This is a genomic window from Falsiroseomonas oleicola (genome assembly GCF_019029495.1).
Taxonomy (GTDB): domain Bacteria; phylum Pseudomonadota; class Alphaproteobacteria; order Acetobacterales; family Acetobacteraceae; genus Falsiroseomonas; species Falsiroseomonas oleicola.
Genome location: NZ_JAERQM010000015.1, coordinates 1 through 15,160, shown reverse-complemented (window position 1 = coordinate 15,160; position 15,160 = coordinate 1). Strand labels below are relative to the sequence as shown.

Annotated in this window: 15 protein-coding genes and 1 pseudogene; 10 read left to right on the top strand and 6 right to left on the bottom strand. The window is 61.4% G+C overall.

The window, feature by feature from the left end; all coding sequences use genetic code 11:
• Positions 1-17: 17 nt before the first annotated feature.
• From JJQ90_RS26475 to JJQ90_RS27410, 10 genes are all read left to right on the top strand, one after another.
• Entirely contained in the window at positions 18-944 is a 927-nt protein-coding gene (locus JJQ90_RS26475) for a class I SAM-dependent methyltransferase (protein WP_216879270.1), read from the top strand.
• Between the two features lie 2 nt (positions 945-946).
• A complete protein-coding gene (locus tag JJQ90_RS26470; protein ID WP_216879269.1) occupies positions 947-1,705 on the top strand; it encodes a CatB-related O-acetyltransferase in 759 nt (252 codons plus the stop codon).
• Positions 1,706-1,746: 41 nt separating this feature from the next.
• The gene (locus tag JJQ90_RS26465; protein WP_216879268.1) at positions 1,747-2,661 is read left to right on the top strand and encodes a glycosyltransferase family 2 protein; all 915 of its coding nucleotides are present in this window, start codon (positions 1,747-1,749) and stop codon (positions 2,659-2,661) included.
• Between the two features lie 121 nt (positions 2,662-2,782).
• Positions 2,783-4,381 (top strand): hypothetical protein, encoded by a 1,599-nt coding sequence (locus JJQ90_RS26460; protein WP_216879267.1) that lies wholly within the window; start codon positions 2,783-2,785, stop codon positions 4,379-4,381.
• 148 nt (positions 4,382-4,529) lie between these two features.
• Complete coding sequence (locus tag JJQ90_RS26455; RefSeq protein WP_216879266.1) at positions 4,530-5,408, top strand: N-acetylneuraminate synthase family protein; 879 nt, start codon at positions 4,530-4,532, stop codon at positions 5,406-5,408.
• 129 nt (positions 5,409-5,537) lie between these two features.
• Positions 5,538-6,716, top strand: a complete 1,179-nt coding sequence (locus JJQ90_RS26450; protein ID WP_216879265.1) for a cytidylyltransferase domain-containing protein — start codon at positions 5,538-5,540, stop codon at positions 6,714-6,716.
• Between the two features lie 18 nt (positions 6,717-6,734).
• The gene (locus JJQ90_RS26445; RefSeq protein WP_216879264.1) at positions 6,735-7,409 is read left to right on the top strand and encodes a class I SAM-dependent methyltransferase; all 675 of its coding nucleotides are present in this window, start codon (positions 6,735-6,737) and stop codon (positions 7,407-7,409) included.
• 56 nt (positions 7,410-7,465) lie between these two features.
• Positions 7,466-8,476: a hypothetical protein gene (locus tag JJQ90_RS26440; RefSeq protein ID WP_216879263.1), complete on the top strand. Its 1,011-nt coding sequence runs from the start codon at positions 7,466-7,468 to the stop codon at positions 8,474-8,476.
• A gap of 48 nt (positions 8,477-8,524) precedes the next feature.
• Positions 8,525-10,597 carry a glycosyltransferase gene (locus tag JJQ90_RS26435; protein ID WP_216879262.1) on the top strand — a complete coding sequence of 691 codons (2,073 nt, stop codon included), beginning with the start codon at positions 8,525-8,527 and terminating at the stop codon, positions 10,595-10,597.
• Positions 10,598-10,674: 77 nt separating this feature from the next.
• Positions 10,675-10,809, top strand: a complete 135-nt coding sequence (locus tag JJQ90_RS27410; protein ID WP_268958728.1) for a hypothetical protein — start codon at positions 10,675-10,677, stop codon at positions 10,807-10,809.
• Between the two features lie 192 nt (positions 10,810-11,001).
• Here JJQ90_RS27410 and JJQ90_RS27190 read toward each other — a convergent pair.
• The 6 genes and pseudogenes from JJQ90_RS27190 to JJQ90_RS26400 all read right to left on the bottom strand — a co-directional run.
• Positions 11,002-11,384 (bottom strand): annotated as a pseudogene (locus JJQ90_RS27190) (DUF4158 domain-containing protein); the annotation flags it as partial.
• 21 nt (positions 11,385-11,405) lie between these two features.
• Positions 11,406-12,011, bottom strand: a complete 606-nt coding sequence (locus tag JJQ90_RS26420) for a recombinase family protein (RefSeq protein ID WP_216879261.1) — start codon at positions 12,009-12,011, stop codon at positions 11,406-11,408.
• Positions 12,012-12,587: 576 nt separating this feature from the next.
• Positions 12,588-13,520 carry a replication protein RepA gene (locus JJQ90_RS26415; protein ID WP_216879260.1) on the bottom strand — a complete coding sequence of 311 codons (933 nt, stop codon included), beginning with the start codon at positions 13,518-13,520 and terminating at the stop codon, positions 12,588-12,590.
• Positions 13,521-13,806: 286 nt separating this feature from the next.
• A complete protein-coding gene (locus JJQ90_RS26410; protein WP_216879259.1) occupies positions 13,807-14,178 on the bottom strand; it encodes a hypothetical protein in 372 nt (123 codons plus the stop codon).
• Complete coding sequence (locus JJQ90_RS26405; protein ID WP_216879258.1) at positions 14,175-14,864, bottom strand: ParA family protein; 690 nt, start codon at positions 14,862-14,864, stop codon at positions 14,175-14,177. The genes JJQ90_RS26410 and JJQ90_RS26405 overlap by 4 nt, the downstream gene beginning before the upstream one ends.
• Before the next feature lie 107 nt (positions 14,865-14,971).
• Positions 14,972-15,160, bottom strand: a 189-nt coding sequence (locus JJQ90_RS26400; protein ID WP_216879257.1) for a hypothetical protein, incomplete at its 5' end; no start/stop codon positions are given.

Below are 15,160 nucleotides of genomic sequence, written 5' to 3'. Positions count from 1 at the left end.
ATTTGAAGGTGGTTATCATGGAAAGCGAAAAGAGATCTCTTTTGGCACCACCTGCGGTAGAACAGGCTGGGTTCGATTGGAGCGCGCTTGACGACACCGCATCACTTTTTTCGCTTGCCAATTTAGACGATCGCCTTATGACTGATCGCGTAGATGACACCGCAGACTACACCGCCCTGTTGGGCGACAAGGCGACAGACCTGCGACCCTTTCTCAATATCGGCGCAGGAGATTGGTCCCACCCCTGCTGGCGCAACCACGATTTTGTTCAACCGCCATACGATCAATATACCCCACCCGATTACAATATAGACTTGTCTGTTCTTGAATCTTGGCCGGTTGAATCTAATTTTTTGTATGGCGCATTTACGAGCCACACCATTGAGCATCTCACCGATGAGATGGTCATGCACATCTTCTCTGAAATGGCCAGAATTATCCGCCCCGGCGGCGTATTTCGCATTTCAACACCTGATTTTTACACAGCCTATGCCGCATGGAAAATTAACGACGCGCGCTATTACGATCAGCGATCGACGGGGCGCCTCAAGCGAGACGTCTTGATGATAAATACCAATTCAGGGTTCAGCAAAGGCAAGCCGGTCCATCAGCTTTACTTTGAAAGAATTGCTTCCTGTTACGGTGCGCTAAAGGAGTGGCGCGGATTGCCGCTTGAAGAAGCGATTATTGCCGAACATGCAAGCCGCCCACCAGAGGCGGCTGCGGACTCGATCCTGGCAAACGCAGACTTTAGCAGAAAAAAACCCAACCAGCATATAAATTATTGGACAGAACAAAAGCTGCGCCGGATGTTAGTGTCTTCCGGATTTCGTTTGGTACTCAGATCTTCTTATGGCCAATCTATCCTCCCCCTCATGAGGAACAAGGCTTATTTTGACAAGACCCGGCCGAATGAAAGCATTTGGGTCGACGCAGTAAGATAACCATGCTTACGCAGAACGATGATATCTCCCTTTCCACAGTCAGCGAGCCGGAAGTGCGTAAAGCACTTCAAGCCCGCGGCATTGGCTTCGATAGTAAGAACATACCGGCATCAGCGGTTATCGAAACGCCATGCAGTATTGCGCCCGCACGTATCTACGGAGTCTTCGAAATAGGCGCTTATTCCTTTTCGGGGATAGGCTGTGAGTTTCGTGAAACCACCATAGGCAGGTTCTGTTCAATCGCCCGGCGTGTGATAATCGGCTCCGTCGACCACCCCCTCGATGGCGTCTCTACACATCCTATTGCCTGGGGATCCGGGAATGTCTTTCGCGGTGATCCTTGGTTTAGCGCGGTGCAGTCCAGAAGACGCACCCCCTGGCGCAGTGGAAAAGTCACGATTGGCCACGACGTCTGGATCGGCAACGGGGTGTTCATTCGTCGCGGAGTAACGGTTGGACATGGCGCGGTCGTCGCTGCTGGATCAGTGGTAACTCGCGATGTTGCGCCGTATGATATAGTTGGAGGTGTTCCGGCTCGACGTATTAAATCACGATTTTCTACCGATATCGTTTCAAGGCTTCTTTCGGTTCGGTGGTGGGATTTGGATCTAAGAGAGAAGGGTATTGATCTGTCCAACACGACTTCCGCCCTTCCAGCCCTTGAGCGCATCAGGGCCGAAGGCGCCGATGATATGCAATTTCCCCGCTGGATCTTGGATTTTGACAAATCTCGAGCGCTTCTTTGCCTTCGGAAAGGCTGATCGCTCGCTATTTTCGTGCGATTTCAGGGAATTTACGCACAATGCCCCAAGATCCGATTTTTCTCGTTTCGATAATGAGAAACGAAGGGCCTTATGTTTTGGAATTTGTGGCGCATTATAAATTACTTGGTTTTTCAAAAATTTTTATTGCGACCAACAACAATACCGATCGAAGTTTGGAAGTCTTTCAGTGCCTTGCGGATGGAGGTATGATTGAGTATTTTTTGAACGAAGTGCCTCCCTTGGGAAATCCGCAAAAATCCGGATATCGCCTATGTTTGGCTGCGGCACGATCACGCGCTTCTATTTTTTATGTCTATCCTGTAGATGCTGATGAATTTTTATACCTTACGGAAGACATTGACATCTCAAGTTACGTTTCTAGATTCCCAGATGCGCATAGCATATCTTTCAATTGGCGATTCTATGGTTCGGACGGACATAAGGTGAGGCCGGCGGGCCTTGTGATGGAAAATTATCATTGGCGGTGTAGCGATTCGCATCGCGGAAGCAAAACCTTAAAGACACTCTCGTTGCACGACTCTAATCTAAGGGGGTTTGGTCCTCACTTCCCTCATCATTTTGACTTATCCAAAGTCAACTCGATTTATTCTGATGGTCAGCCGATTAATCCAGAAAATTTCCGAAATGGCATCTCTCATCAAAACTGGACTACTTCCGGTCACGGGCTTGCTATTCTTCGCCACTATGGGATTAAAAGCTTGGAAGAATACGCCGCTCGAAAAAAACGAGGAAGCGGCAAGGGCGAATCTGACAACCGATACCAAGATGAATATTTTAATTTATATGATAAAAAAGAAATTTACGACCCCATGCCATCCGCTTGGGTTCAGAGAGTTAAAGAGGAAATGTGGCGAATTTTCCATGACTGTGGGTTGTCAAGAATATTCCCGCCTTCATATTTCGGCCTTGTCTCGCGCGCCCCGCCAGATTAATATTCTTCTCGGGCTGGTTTGATTGGAGCGTATTTTCCAAAATCCAGCCCTATTTGGGATGTGGGGCCTGTCCCTTTGAACGGATCACGCTCGGATAGGCGACCTGGGTGGGAGATGCCTTATGATCCGACGCCGTGCCGCACTTGGCCTGTTCGCTAGTACCCTTGCCACTCCCGGTCTATCCCAGCGCCTACAGGGCGTGCGCCTTGCGGAATTCGGTGGGCAGGCTGACGGTACCAATGCCTCCGAAGCCTTCGCCCGGGGACTTGCGGGGGCCGCCATGCGCGGTACCGATCTACTGCTCGGAGCAGGCACCACGGTCATTGCTGTGCCGCCGGGTGAGGTGGCCGATGCGCGCGACCATGATTGCCCGGAGGTGCGGCATGCCATCCTGCGCATCCGCGGCGAAGGTGCGGGGCGCACGCGACTTCTCTGCGTGCCGCGACCAACGCCGCCAAACCCCGGGCTTCCCGTAAGCCGCCCCATCCTAAAGTCGGTGGGGGCCGTTGAATTCTCGCTGCGTGGCGTCACGCTGGATGGCGGCATTTCCCAGGGCAGGCGCGGGCTTCGGCAGGGACCGGACCCGCACGCCGCAGCGCTGCTGGAGGTGCGGGGCGCGCGCCACTGCGTGCTGCGCGACGTGGTGCTAACCGGCTTTGCTGGTCACTGGGATAACCGCGCGCCGATACGCGGGGCCTACGGACGGCGCGGACCGCTGCTGGTGGCGGATTGCCAGGATGTAGAGCTGCACGACCTGGCGCTTCAGCACCCGACCTTTCGCGAGGGGCTGTTCGTACATGATGCGCGCCGCCTTCTGGTGCGTGGATTTCGGCTACGGGGGCCAACGGAAGCTGGCCAGGGCGGCGTCAGTTCGCCGTTGAACGTCATGGGCCTGCAGACCCGCGAAGTTTTGATCGAGGACTTCGCCACGGAAGGGGCCTGGAGTGGCTCTCTGATGAATCTGGGCGGGCCAGGCCACTTCACCATCCGCCGGCTTCGTGCTCAGGGACGCCCACCGCGCCGGTCCGAAGATGACGGAGCGTCCGACTTTCATGGAAAGGGCATCGACATTGGCGCGGAGATCAATGATTCGATGTTCCCTGGCCAAGCGGCAACGGAACATCTTCTACTGGAAGACGTGGTTCTGGAGGACATGGCTGTCTATGCGATCCGCGCCACACGCCGCGCTGTCTGCCCGCTGCGGCGCCTGACGCTCGGGGCCGGTGTGGTCGTCATAGGTGGACCGGAGGCGCTGGGGGCTTCCCATGTCGCAACCATCGAAGGGCAGGTCGTCGGTCGCGGCATGGGGCGAGCGGCCGGGACGCGTCGGCGGCGTCCGGCCGTCTCGATCAATGCCTCAGGCGGCGCATTGCGGCTGGAGCTTTCGGCATCCGGGCCAGATCCGTTGCGGATCCCCGATCTCGGGGTCCTGCGCCTTGCCAGCAGCGGCTTGGTCTTGTCGGGACGGATTGAAGGCTTCCCCCGAGGCGCCTTGCAGGACGACGTGCCGACAGCAGCCAATGACCTGCGCTGGGATGCGAGGTGCCGTGATCTGGACATCCGGGCCGCGCCTGGCAGCACACGTCCGGCGATTGTGGCGGGCCGAGATGAAGATCGGCGGTTGCGGAGTGTGGAGATGCACAACTGCCTTTTGGATGGGCAGGCTTTGCATCGTGGAATGGCAGGTCTTGTGCTACATGCAGGAAAAGTGATGCTCTGAGCGTGTGGCGCCTGAACGAAACTATGCTTACTCAATCTTTGCTTGCGCCGGACAGAAGCCTGCGCAATAAATTGGCAGAGAGACGAGAGTAAAGGCGCTCCCGCAACGCATTTCAAAATAAGAGATTTTCCTTATTAAGGAGGCCGACATGGCAAAGTTGATTGCGGAAATTGGCTGCAACCATAAGGGCGACCTGGCGCTGGCCAAGGAGATGGTTGGTGTTGCGGGGCGCATTTGTCAGGTCGATGCGGTCAAATTCCAAAAAAGAAATAATGTCGAGCTTCTAAGCTCGACTCAGTATCACGCCCCCCATCCGGTGCCGTCCAATGCCTATGGCGACACTTATGGTGCGCATCGCGAGGCCTTGGAATTCACTCCGGACCAGCATGCGGAGTTGATGGAGGTCTGTGCGCGTGAGGGGGTCATCTATGGCACCTCGGTGTGGGATCTGACATCCGCGAAGCAAATGGCGGCGCTCCGGCCTGCATTCCTGAAGATCCCCTCGGCAACCAATCTGCATTTCGATCTGCAGGAGTGGCTCTGCGCCAATTACCCGGGCGAACTGCATGTCTCGACCGGCATGACCACGGCGGCGGAAGTCGAGTCCGTGGTCCGCTTCTACGAGGACCGCGGTCGCGCCAAGGATGTGGTCCTGTATGTGTGCACCTCCGGCTATCCGGTGCCGTTCGAGGATCTGTGTCTGCTCGAGATCACGCGCTTCAGGGAGATGTACGGCTCGCGGGTTCGGGAGATTGGTTTCTCCGGCCACCATCTCGGCATTTCCGCCGACATTGCAGCCATGGCGCTGGGCGCGACGGTCATTGAGCGGCACTTCACGCTGGACCGTACTTGGAAGGGTACCGACCATGCCGCCTCGCTGGAACCTGACGGCATGCGGCGTCTCAAGCGCGACCTGATCAATGTCAACAAGGCGCTGACCTACAAGCGGACGGAAATTCTCGAGATCGAGGAAGCCACACGCCGCAAGCTGAAGTGGGAACCCGCCACCCAGGTGGCCGCGCAGTAGCCCTCGCTGTCTTCAGGGGGCCTGTGGCCGCCACGCGGGCATCCTTGGGTCAGGGTCCCGAAGTTTTGTTTGCCCGTCGCGTCTTATGCCTGGTCCTGCGACCGGGCATTTCGGCTGGAGTGCGTCCTTGTGGCCTCGTTGCGCGCTGTGGTTGTCATTCCGGCCCGTGGTGGGTCCAAGGGCATAATTGGTAAGAATCTACGGCTCGTTGGCGGACGCTCCCTGATCGTCCGTGCCGTCCAGGCCGCCCGGGCTGCCGCCTGCGTCGATCTGGTCTTGGTTTCCACCGATGATCCGGCAATCGGTGCCGCGGCGACGGCTGCCGGTGCGGTGCTCGTGGAGCGTCCCGCCGAAATTTCGGGAGACCGCGCCTCCTCCGAAGCAGCAGTCCTGCACGCGCTTGAAATCCTTGAGGCCAGGGGCCCCGCGCTGCCGGATGTGGTGGTGCTGATGCAATGCACCTCGCCTTTTACGACAGGCGCGGACATTGATGCGCTGGTCACCGCGGTGGACCAAAGGGAGGCCGCCTGCGCGCTTTCGGTCGTGGAGGATCACGGCTTTCTCTGGGGCCTGGACGATCGCGGCTTTGGCGTCGGGGTAAACCACGACCATACGGGGCGCCGCCGCATGCGCCAGGAACTGCCGCCCCAGTTCCGCGAGAATGGCGCGCTCTATGCCATGCGCGTTGCGCCATTCCGGGCCAGTGGCAACAGGTTCTGCGGTCCGGCGGTGCCGGTGCCGATGGCGGCGCCTCACATCGAGATCGACGAAGAGACCGACCTGCTGTTGTGCGATGCCATGGCCGCGGTGCTCGATCGCCCGAGGCTGCCGCCGCAGACGCGCATCCAGGTGGTGGTGACGGATTTCGACGGCGTCCATACCGATGATCGCGTGCTGGTGGACCAGGACGGACGCGAGGCTGTGTTCTGCAGCAGATCCGATGGCATGGGCGTGGAAATGCTGCGCCGCGCCGGGTTCCATGTGCTGATCTTGTCCAAGGAACGCAACCCGGTTGTCGCGGCGCGCGCGCGCAAGCTTCAGGTGCCATGCTTGCAGGGAATTGATGACAAGCTCAGCGCCCTGTCCGCCTGGCTGGAAGAACGAGAATTGTCCTGGGATGCGGTTGCTTATCTCGGAAACGATATCAACGATGCCGCCTGCCTCAATGCAGCGGGGCTGGCCGTTGTGCCGGCGGATGCGCATCAGTCGGTGCGCGCCGGCGCATTGATCCTGAAACAGAAGGGCGGTTTCGGCGCGATCCGCGCATTGGCCGAATTCTTGCTCAGGCATCAAATCGAGAATCATTAATTCTCGCAGGAGAGATCGATGGCGATGACCCCGACCCCCGGAGGCGCAACGTCACAACCCCACTGCCCCTATTGCGGGGCGCCGGTGGCGGTCGACGCGACGTGCGAGGTGTGCGGTTCGACCGTGGCGGACCGAATCCTTTGGGTCATGCTCACGGGACTGAATTTGCTGAAGGCTGACGGCCCCGTGCTGCACCACATGCCGAGCGCGGTCGTTGCGCGGCGGCTGTATGCGTTGCTGGGCAGCAACTACCACCCGACCATAGCGCCCGGCACGGCACCCCCGACAAATGCAGTGCCGTTCCACGAATTCGAGCCTGCGGGCCAGGCGGAGGCACTGGCGCCAGGTTCCTACGCCCTGATTATCATTGCCGATGGCCTGATGGACATTGGAGCAGCGGTTCCGGCCGTGCTGGAAGCGTTCAGCCACGCGCTGCGGCCCGGGGGTTCGCTGCTGTTCGGCGGCGACATCGTCGATGATCATGGGCGTGTCGTCAGTGTACCCCTTGCCACCGCGATATCGCCTGGCCAGGAGGCGCCCTCCTTCGCCAGCATCGTACGCCGCCAGTTCGGCCGCGAATGCCGTGCACGCCTCGGCCAGCAGATCCGGGAACGCATTGTCGAGGCGGCAGGATTAAGCGCCAGCCAGATGCGACGTGTCACGCCGCAAGCCTTGTTTTGGTATCAGTCGTAAGGGACGCGCACATGTCCTTGATCTCATCCACCGTGACCACGGCGCAGGATTCGCCAATGCCGACAACCCTGGAAACGGGCAGTGGCAGCAACCACAAGATCGTGGTGCGCCCGGGGGCGCGCAGCATCTTCCTTGCGTTCGGTACGGATGCACCGAACGCCACCGACACCACCACTCCCGTCTCGGTGGCGCGCTTCACCGACCCGGAGGGCGCCTTCGGCAAGGGTGTCCCCGGCTTTGTCGACAGCCTGGACAGCCTGTTCTGCTGGCTGCGCGGGCTGGGGACGGAACTGCCCATCCATCTGGTCGGCGAAGGTGCGGGCGCCACGGTGGCGCTGCTGGCCAACATGCTCCTGCCCAAGGCCCGGATGCTGGCCGTCAACCCGCTGACAGTGCCTGAGAGCTTCACAGAGGCCGGCGCCTTGCCGCATCCTTTCTGGGGCCAGGTTGATCATTTGGCCAGTGGCCTCCCGGCCAAACAGATGGGTGTCACTGCGCTCTGCTCCTGGGATCCGGCCGCTGCGGCCATGCTGCGGCGCGAGGAGACGCTGCGGCCGGCCTATGGCACCATCGTCGAACTGCCCTGCCGCAGTAACGGCATCGCCTATCTCCGCCGAAAGCGGGCACTGGGCGTCTTGCTGGAACGCGGCTCCGACGCATTGCGGGCGCTGATGGACGAAGAAGTCGTCTCGCTGCCATACGCACATGGAAAGCCGCGCCAGTATGCGGCCTTCCACGAGGTACATGCTGCCATGGGTCGAGGTCAGTCGGGGCGCAAGCGTGCGATGCGTCTGGTGGAGGCGGACGCCGACTGGACCAACCCTGGCTGGCAGCACCTGCGGGCCACGCTGCTGCGTCGGGAGAACGCGCCAGCCGAGGCGCTGGAAGCCGCGCGCCTGGCAGCACGATCGGCGCCAGAGGTTGCAGAGTTCTGCGTCGGCTATGCGCGCATGGTGCAGGAAAAGCAGTCAGTGGAAGACGTGGCGATCGCGACTGCGTTGCTGGAGCCCTTCCTGCGCCAGCGCGGCATCGCCGAATTGCGGGACAGCCTAAGCGCAGTCGGCTAAGATGGCTATGCGCCACGTAACAACTGCCAGATCGGGACAAGTCCAGTAATGTCGGCGAACGCTCCGGCTCCGTTGCCCTTGATTCTCCGTAGTGAAGCGCATGCTGCCGGCCCGCCTGCCGAGCCTGCCAAGGTACCGACAGCCGAGCCCAAGGCCGACCAGGGCGCGGATTTCTTCCGTCGCCAACGGGACGAAGCCCGCCAGCAGCGAGAGGTTGCGCGGCAGCAGAGGGACGAGGTTCGCAGACAGCGTGACGAGTTGAAGTCCCGCATCGAGATACTCGAGGGCCAGTTGACCTCTGCGGCGCGTGGCGGATCCGTGAAGGCGCCACCACCACGCGACATCGGGGAGCTGGATGTCTTCGCGCTCGAGTCCGAGCGCGCGACGCAACTGCCGGAACTACGCGCCAAGCAGGCCAAGGGGCTGCCGCTGTCGATCCGTGAGGCTGAACTGCTGGGGGACCGGCTGATCCCGCCGATGCGTCGTGCCGCACGGCCGCGCCAGACTCCTGGGGCGGACATCGCCTTCCTTACTGTGGCAAATGCGAAGTTCCTGCCGGGTATCGAAGGTCTTATCCTGTCATTGTTGCGGGTTTATCCCGACATGACCAGTCCAATCCACATCTGTCATGACGGTACGCTAAGCGCTTTTGTGCAGGCACGGCTGCGAAGCTTCTATGCGAACTTGATTTTCCTTGAGCCGAACATGGACTGGTTCGACCAGGTTCCTGCCACATCCGACAACCACAAGCGGATCGGCAAGCTTGGCTACATGAACATGGAGGGTTTGGCCCTTACCGGATTCAAGCGAGTAATTCTGCTGGATTCCGATATCTTGATCCTCGACGACCTCTCTGAGCTTTGGGATGGTGAAGATTACAACATTTGCTACGATTGCGGCGATCGTGAATATGTCGCCCGCTCCACTTTCACTGGTGAATGGGTTTTCAACAGCGGCGTCATCAGCATTCCCGGAGATCGTACCGGGCCTGAAGCCTATGCGGCGTTTCGGGAGGCAATCGTGGCCTATGCCTCCACCGAAGTCTGTCCTGTCATAGACCGGTTTTCGGATCAGAAGATCTGGAACATCTATCTGCGTGACAAGCCCAAGCGTTACCTGCCGCTGAACTACAATTGTAACGTCAAGTACTTGGCCAAGTTCCTCAATGGCCAGCCGGATGGAATTTCGATTATTCATTTTGCAGGCCCGAAGCCTTGGAACAACAGGCTTTATGTAGCTGCGGACCATATGCAGTCGGTCACCTCGAAGGCAATGCAGTTCCCGAAGCCCTGGATCGATGCCTATCGGGACATGATGTTCCACACCCGGGTGGAAGCCTATCGAAACCACGCCAAGGCCCATCGACGTGCATTACCGATACGTCTGGCTTCCATGGCGGCGGGGCGCCGCACCTGTGTGATGCTCGGAAATGGGCCCTCCATGGCGCAAACCGATCTGACACCAGTGGATGGGCTGGAGAAATTCGCCTTCAACTGGTTCGTGCTGCATGACGGCTTTGACGTGGTGCGGCCCGATCATCTGGTGCTGGGCTCACATATGCTGTTTGGCGGCTGGTCGACCACGGAGCCGCGCTTTCCCGACGGCTATCTGGAGAAACTCCGCGCGCACAAGCACCGGCCCGCACTCTGGACCTCCTATTACTTCCGCGAGTTCATCGAATCTATCGGCCTGCATCGGGAGTTTGAGGTCAACTACGGGTTGTTCGAGAAGCCGTTCAAACGCTTCATCGACCGGGTCGGTCGCTTCAACGCAGATATAGACACGTTTCTGGACGATGGCCGCACCGGTGTCATCAGCCTGGCTATTCCCGCTGCGGTGATGCTTGGCTTCGAACGCATCGTGCTGGTTGGTTGTGATTCCAACTACAATCAGGCTGGGACCACCGCAAAATACTTCTACGATATGTCGCAGCATACCTCTGCGGAGACGCGGGAGGAAAGCCTGACCTCGACCTGGACCGAGGAGGGACGTGGGCAATTCGTATATAAGTTGGTTTCGGAGGAATTGAGCCGACGTGGAATCGAGTTCGTTGATTGCACGGTGGGTGGCGCATTACAGACCGTTCGCAAAGGCCAGTTGCGAGACTATTCCATGGGCTGAATTCTCTCCGCGGGCGGAACATCGCCCCGACCAGCCGGTCGAACAACTCAAGCGCCGCGTCGGTCAGGTCCGCCGAGATGTCGAGCCCCACCGCGACCAGGGTGGCGTGCCGCCGCCTCTCGGGCGAGCCGGGCGAGGCGCGCCTGGTGAACGCGATGCCCGTGCCCCGGGTCCAGGCCAATGGCGCGGACATGCCGGAGGCGCTCGACTAGGCCGAGCATTGCGGACGGCCTGATGGCCTCCGGCATCCCCGCAGCCAGGCGAACCAGTTCCCGCTCGTCTCCCCCCGGCGCGCCGTAAGTGCGTCCAGCCGGCGTCGCTGCTCGGCCGACAGCCCGTCGGTCAGGCGGCGGGATCACGATCCCTCGACGTCGGCATTCCTCGAGCGCCAGCCCCGCCAGGTGGACCAACCGGTCGTCCTCGATTGCGTGCGGCAGCAGCCAGCCGGTGAGGTCCGCCGCGGCGCGCGGGCCGAAGGGGCGCAGGCGGAGCCATTCCTGCAGCTCGGCGGCATGGCGGCGCCGGTTCTGCTCCGAGGCGAGATAGTCGCCGAGCGCTTCCGGCGCCGCACCGACCTGCTCGGCGACGAAGGTTACGAGCGCGCCGGTGGCACCTCCCCGGCGCTGAGCGGACGACCGGGGTGACGCAGGTAGATGAGCATCAGCGCGTAGCCGAGCCGGCTATGGTCGCCCCGCCGGCGCGTGACCGACGCGAGGTCCTTCGGCGACAGCATGCAGTGGCGCGCGAGGTCACGCGGTTCGGTTGGCGGGTCGTAGGGCGCCGCGATCTGAGCCTCGGTCCGTGCTGTCTACGCGCCACCCCGTCCTCCCCGTTCCGCGGCGCCAGCCGACCAGCCGATGCGCGCCAGCGTGTCGATCAAGGTGCTGCGCTTGACGCCGAAGGTCCGGCAGACGGCCGCCTTGCTGGCGCCGCCCTCCAGGGCTGCGACAACCGCCGCGAGCGTCTCGGCGCCGATCACAGCGGGCCGGCCGCCACGCCGGCCGCGCCGCCGTGCCGCGGCAAGTCCGGCCCTGACCCTCTCCTGCGTCAGGGAGCGCTCGAACTGCGCCAGCGCGCCGAAGACGTGGAACAACAGCTCACCCTGCGGGGTCGTCGTGTCCATCGCCTCGGTCAGCGAGCGGAAGGCGACGCCGCGTGCCTTGAGGTCGTTCACCACGGTCAGCAGGTGCGGCAGCGACCGACCAAGGCGGTCGAGTTTCCAGACCACCAGGCAGTCGCCAGGCCGCAGAAAGGCGAGCGCGGCGGCAAGGCCGGCGCGGTCGTCACGGCTGCCGCTGGCGCGGTCATCGAACAGGTGCCGCGCGTCGACACCGGCCGCGAGCAGCGCGTCGCGCTGGAGGTCAAGGACCTGGCGATCGCCGTCGGAGGAGACCCGCATGTAGCCGACCAGCATGCACGGAAAACCCATCCCGGGGGTTTCCGCATGGTAGGTCATTCCGACAGCGTTTGTCGCGCAGGATTTCGGCCGTCGGCAGGCATCCGGCGCTCCGGTCAGCGCCCCCGTCGACAAACACCCGTTTCCCGACACCAGGAAACGGCGGCCAAAATACCGGATGCGACAGCAAGCCGCCGGATTTGCAGGGCAGGGTCGTCGCCGCGTTCTCGCTCCGTACCGCTATGCTACACGGCTGCGCGTTTCGTTAGGTCCGGCCCTTTGGCGGCCATAGCCTCAAGCGCGGCGCGCTGACCACCGGCATGAACCGAGGTGCCCACCCGGCTCAACTCAAGCGCCTGGGCCGCCACAAGCGTTTTGACGCCTTCGGCAAATACCTCGAATTCGGTGATCTATCCGACGACCATCCACCGTCAGCCTGTCCGCCATGGTAGCCTGACACGGCGGCTCAGCGCGCCAAGGAGCACAACTCCTATACTGGGCCTCGGGGCATGATCTGGATTGCCCTCATCGAGCGTCAGTAGAGTCCACTCTCATGGAGTGGCGTCAGTAGAGTCCACTTTGCGGCTTGCTGGGTCACGCGATGCCGAGCCGCCGGGCCTCAATCTTGGGGATGGCCGGGGGTGACGGGTGCAGGACGATGCCTTCCTTGTCGATGTCCACCTTCGCGGCCGGGTAGACGGCGAGAGCAAGCTGTAGGGCTTCGCTGAAGGTCGGCTTGATCTGGCGCACCAGGCGAAACCCGGCGCCGAACTGGCCATGGATGGCCGACCAGGTCACCGGGGTTGGCTTGGCCAGTGCGTGCAGGCGATAGGCCAGCCAGATGTAGACGTCGATCGCCAGGCTGCGCGTTCCGATCGCCCTGATCGCTTCCTCACGGACCGGTACCGGGTGTTCCTTCAGCGAATGCCAGAAGTGCCGGTCGAGCCTGACTCGGTCCTGCCAGAGCGACGGTTGATCCTCGTCCCTGAAATCCCCGGAAAGGGTGATGGCGTCCTGTACAAAGGCGCCGTTGTGCCTGGCCTCTGCGCCATTGCTGCGATCGGTGAAGAAGGTCAGGCGGCAGGCCGAGATGCGGCGCGCCTGTTCTGCCACCAGCTGGTATGTCTTTCCGCCAGTGGAGAGGCTCATGCGGCCCATCCAGGTCTTCATGGACCTGCCGAGTTCGACCTCCGGCGAATTGGTCCTGACGGCTTCGGTTTGCAGGTACAAAAGGATGAGCCGCGCGATCGATCCGTAGGGAACGCCCATCACAGTCCCGTCCCGGTCTCGACCGGCTTCCACGAGCAATGTCGTGCGGTGCCCCTCGCGCCGCCAGAAGGCTTCCTCGATCCGCTTGTGTGGCAGCGATGTCATGGCGAAGCCGGCATGCGTGATGCCAAGTCTGCTTTCCTCATCGCCCATCACCTGCGCGGCCGCATCGATGGCCTGGCGCTCACCTTTCGTCGCAGCCATCAGCCGCGCCGCTTCGAGGCCGTGTTGCAGGATCAGCTGGTGAACATCCGCCATGTTCGGCATTTGCCATGAAAACACGCCGCGAGTGCAAGGTGGACTCTACTGACGCAGGCTATTTGGAAGCTATTAGATTCAAACTATTAGATTCGTCAGTAGAGTCCCCTGGACGACTCGCGTTTCGTCAGCAGAGTCCCCTTTTCGCGTCAGTAGAGTCCCCTGGAAAACTGCCTGCCCTGTGGACAGATGGCGGCGTCAGTAGAGTCCCCTCCCCTTCCGAGTCGGCCCGCGGGCGGTGCATCGGGCGATGGGCGCAATCCGGAAGATATCCGAAAGCTACCAGTTAGCCTTTCGATAGCTTTTCGATATCGCTATCGATTTCCTTCCTGAGGGCAGCCACGGCGCGCTCAAAGGCCTCGCCGAGCACCCAGCCCTGCGCGTCGGCGATCTGGTAGAAGGCGTCCACCGTCTCGCGCCTGACCTTGAGGTTCAGCTGGACGTTGCGGCCGGTACGATACCGACGCGGCTCCCGCGGCGCCGGTCCTGGCGTCGTCGGCTCTGGCACCGTCGAGGGCGACGCAGCCTCCCGGCTGCGAAAGCCGGCCTGCTCGGCAACATCGCGCACCTGCTCTGGCCTGGCGGCCGGCTTGGGCTTGAAGCCGGACAGATCGAGGTCCGCATCCTGCCCGAAGAGAGGCGCCCTCCCGCCGCTCAAGTGAGGGCCTCCATCTTCTCGGATGTGCGCTTGAGGAGTGAGACCACTTCCGCTGTCATCGCCTGGGCATTCCTGATGGCGCTCTCGACGCCGCTGACCTGGCTGGCGCCGAGGCCCTGCAGCGCGCCGCCGAAGCTGAAGATGGCTCGGAAGGCCTCGCGCTCATGCATCTGGGTGTCGAGGACCGGTACTTCGTTTCGCGCCATCTCATCCCGGATGTGCTGGAGGGTCCGGGGACGTATGGCGGATGAGGTGCGCGTGAGGAGCACGGCGTAGGGGATGCGCCGGCCGAAAGCCCGTTCCTGCTGGCGGATCAGGCGAATGGCCTTCACGGCCTCCGCCGCATCGAGCTGGCTGCCCTGCGTCGGCACGATGACCAAATCCGCCCGGCTGATGGCGTAGGCCACCGTCATGCTGGCGGTTCCCTCGAGATCGACGATCACGAAGGGAACCCGCGCCGCCGCGGCCTCGATCTCGTCGATGATGGAACTCTCCGCCACATCTGACAGAACGGTGAGGGTCGGGGGGCAGCCGGGCCGCCCCGCCCAGCTGCTGACCGGACGATTCGGGTCCGCGTCGATGATGACGACCTCTGCGCCTCGCAGTGCCAGCTCACTCGCGAGCACGACGGCCGAGGTACTTTTCCCGGCGCCGCCCTTTGGCGACGCGAACACGATTATCGGCATCAGCCATTGCTCGCTATCCGGTTGCGCCCCGATAGTTCTCGGAAAGCTATATGGAAGTCAACTGGTAGCTACTAGATATCCTTCAAAACTGCCCAACTCTCGCGGAATCACAGGCTGCCGGTCAGCGGGTGTCTCTCGAACAGGTTGCCGCATCCCAGGTATTCACCAAGGATATCGAAGCGCCAGCGCCGGCCGAGGCGCGCTTGAGTTGCGCTTGAGTTGCGCTTGAGTTGCGCTTGAGTTGCGCTTGAGTTGCGCTTGAGTTGCGCTTGAGTTGCGCTTGAGTTGCGCTTGAG

What these genes read in the sequence shown, in the direction of transcription:
- JJQ90_RS26475 (WP_216879270.1), top strand. Translation starts at nt 18, where the DNA reads ATGGAAAGCGAAAAGAGATCTCTTTTGGCACCACCTGCGGTAGAACAG.
- JJQ90_RS26470 (WP_216879269.1), top strand. Translation starts at nt 947, where the DNA reads ATGCTTACGCAGAACGATGATATCTCCCTTTCCACAGTCAGCGAGCCG.
- JJQ90_RS26465 (WP_216879268.1), top strand. Translation starts at nt 1,747, where the DNA reads ATGCCCCAAGATCCGATTTTTCTCGTTTCGATAATGAGAAACGAAGGG.
- JJQ90_RS26460 (WP_216879267.1), top strand. Translation starts at nt 2,783, where the DNA reads ATGATCCGACGCCGTGCCGCACTTGGCCTGTTCGCTAGTACCCTTGCC.
- JJQ90_RS26455 (WP_216879266.1), top strand. Translation starts at nt 4,530, where the DNA reads ATGGCAAAGTTGATTGCGGAAATTGGCTGCAACCATAAGGGCGACCTG.
- JJQ90_RS26445 (WP_216879264.1), top strand. Translation starts at nt 6,735, where the DNA reads ATGGCGATGACCCCGACCCCCGGAGGCGCAACGTCACAACCCCACTGC.
- JJQ90_RS26440 (WP_216879263.1), top strand. Translation starts at nt 7,466, where the DNA reads ATGCCGACAACCCTGGAAACGGGCAGTGGCAGCAACCACAAGATCGTG.
- JJQ90_RS26435 (WP_216879262.1), top strand. Translation starts at nt 8,525, where the DNA reads ATGTCGGCGAACGCTCCGGCTCCGTTGCCCTTGATTCTCCGTAGTGAA.
- JJQ90_RS27410 (WP_268958728.1), top strand. Translation starts at nt 10,675, where the DNA reads ATGTCGAGCCCCACCGCGACCAGGGTGGCGTGCCGCCGCCTCTCGGGC.
- JJQ90_RS26420 (WP_216879261.1), bottom strand. Translation starts at nt 12,011, where the DNA reads ATGCTGGTCGGCTACATGCGGGTCTCCTCCGACGGCGATCGCCAGGTC.
- JJQ90_RS26415 (WP_216879260.1), bottom strand. Translation starts at nt 13,520, where the DNA reads ATGGCGGATGTTCACCAGCTGATCCTGCAACACGGCCTCGAAGCGGCG.
- JJQ90_RS26405 (WP_216879258.1), bottom strand. Translation starts at nt 14,864, where the DNA reads ATGCCGATAATCGTGTTCGCGTCGCCAAAGGGCGGCGCCGGGAAAAGT.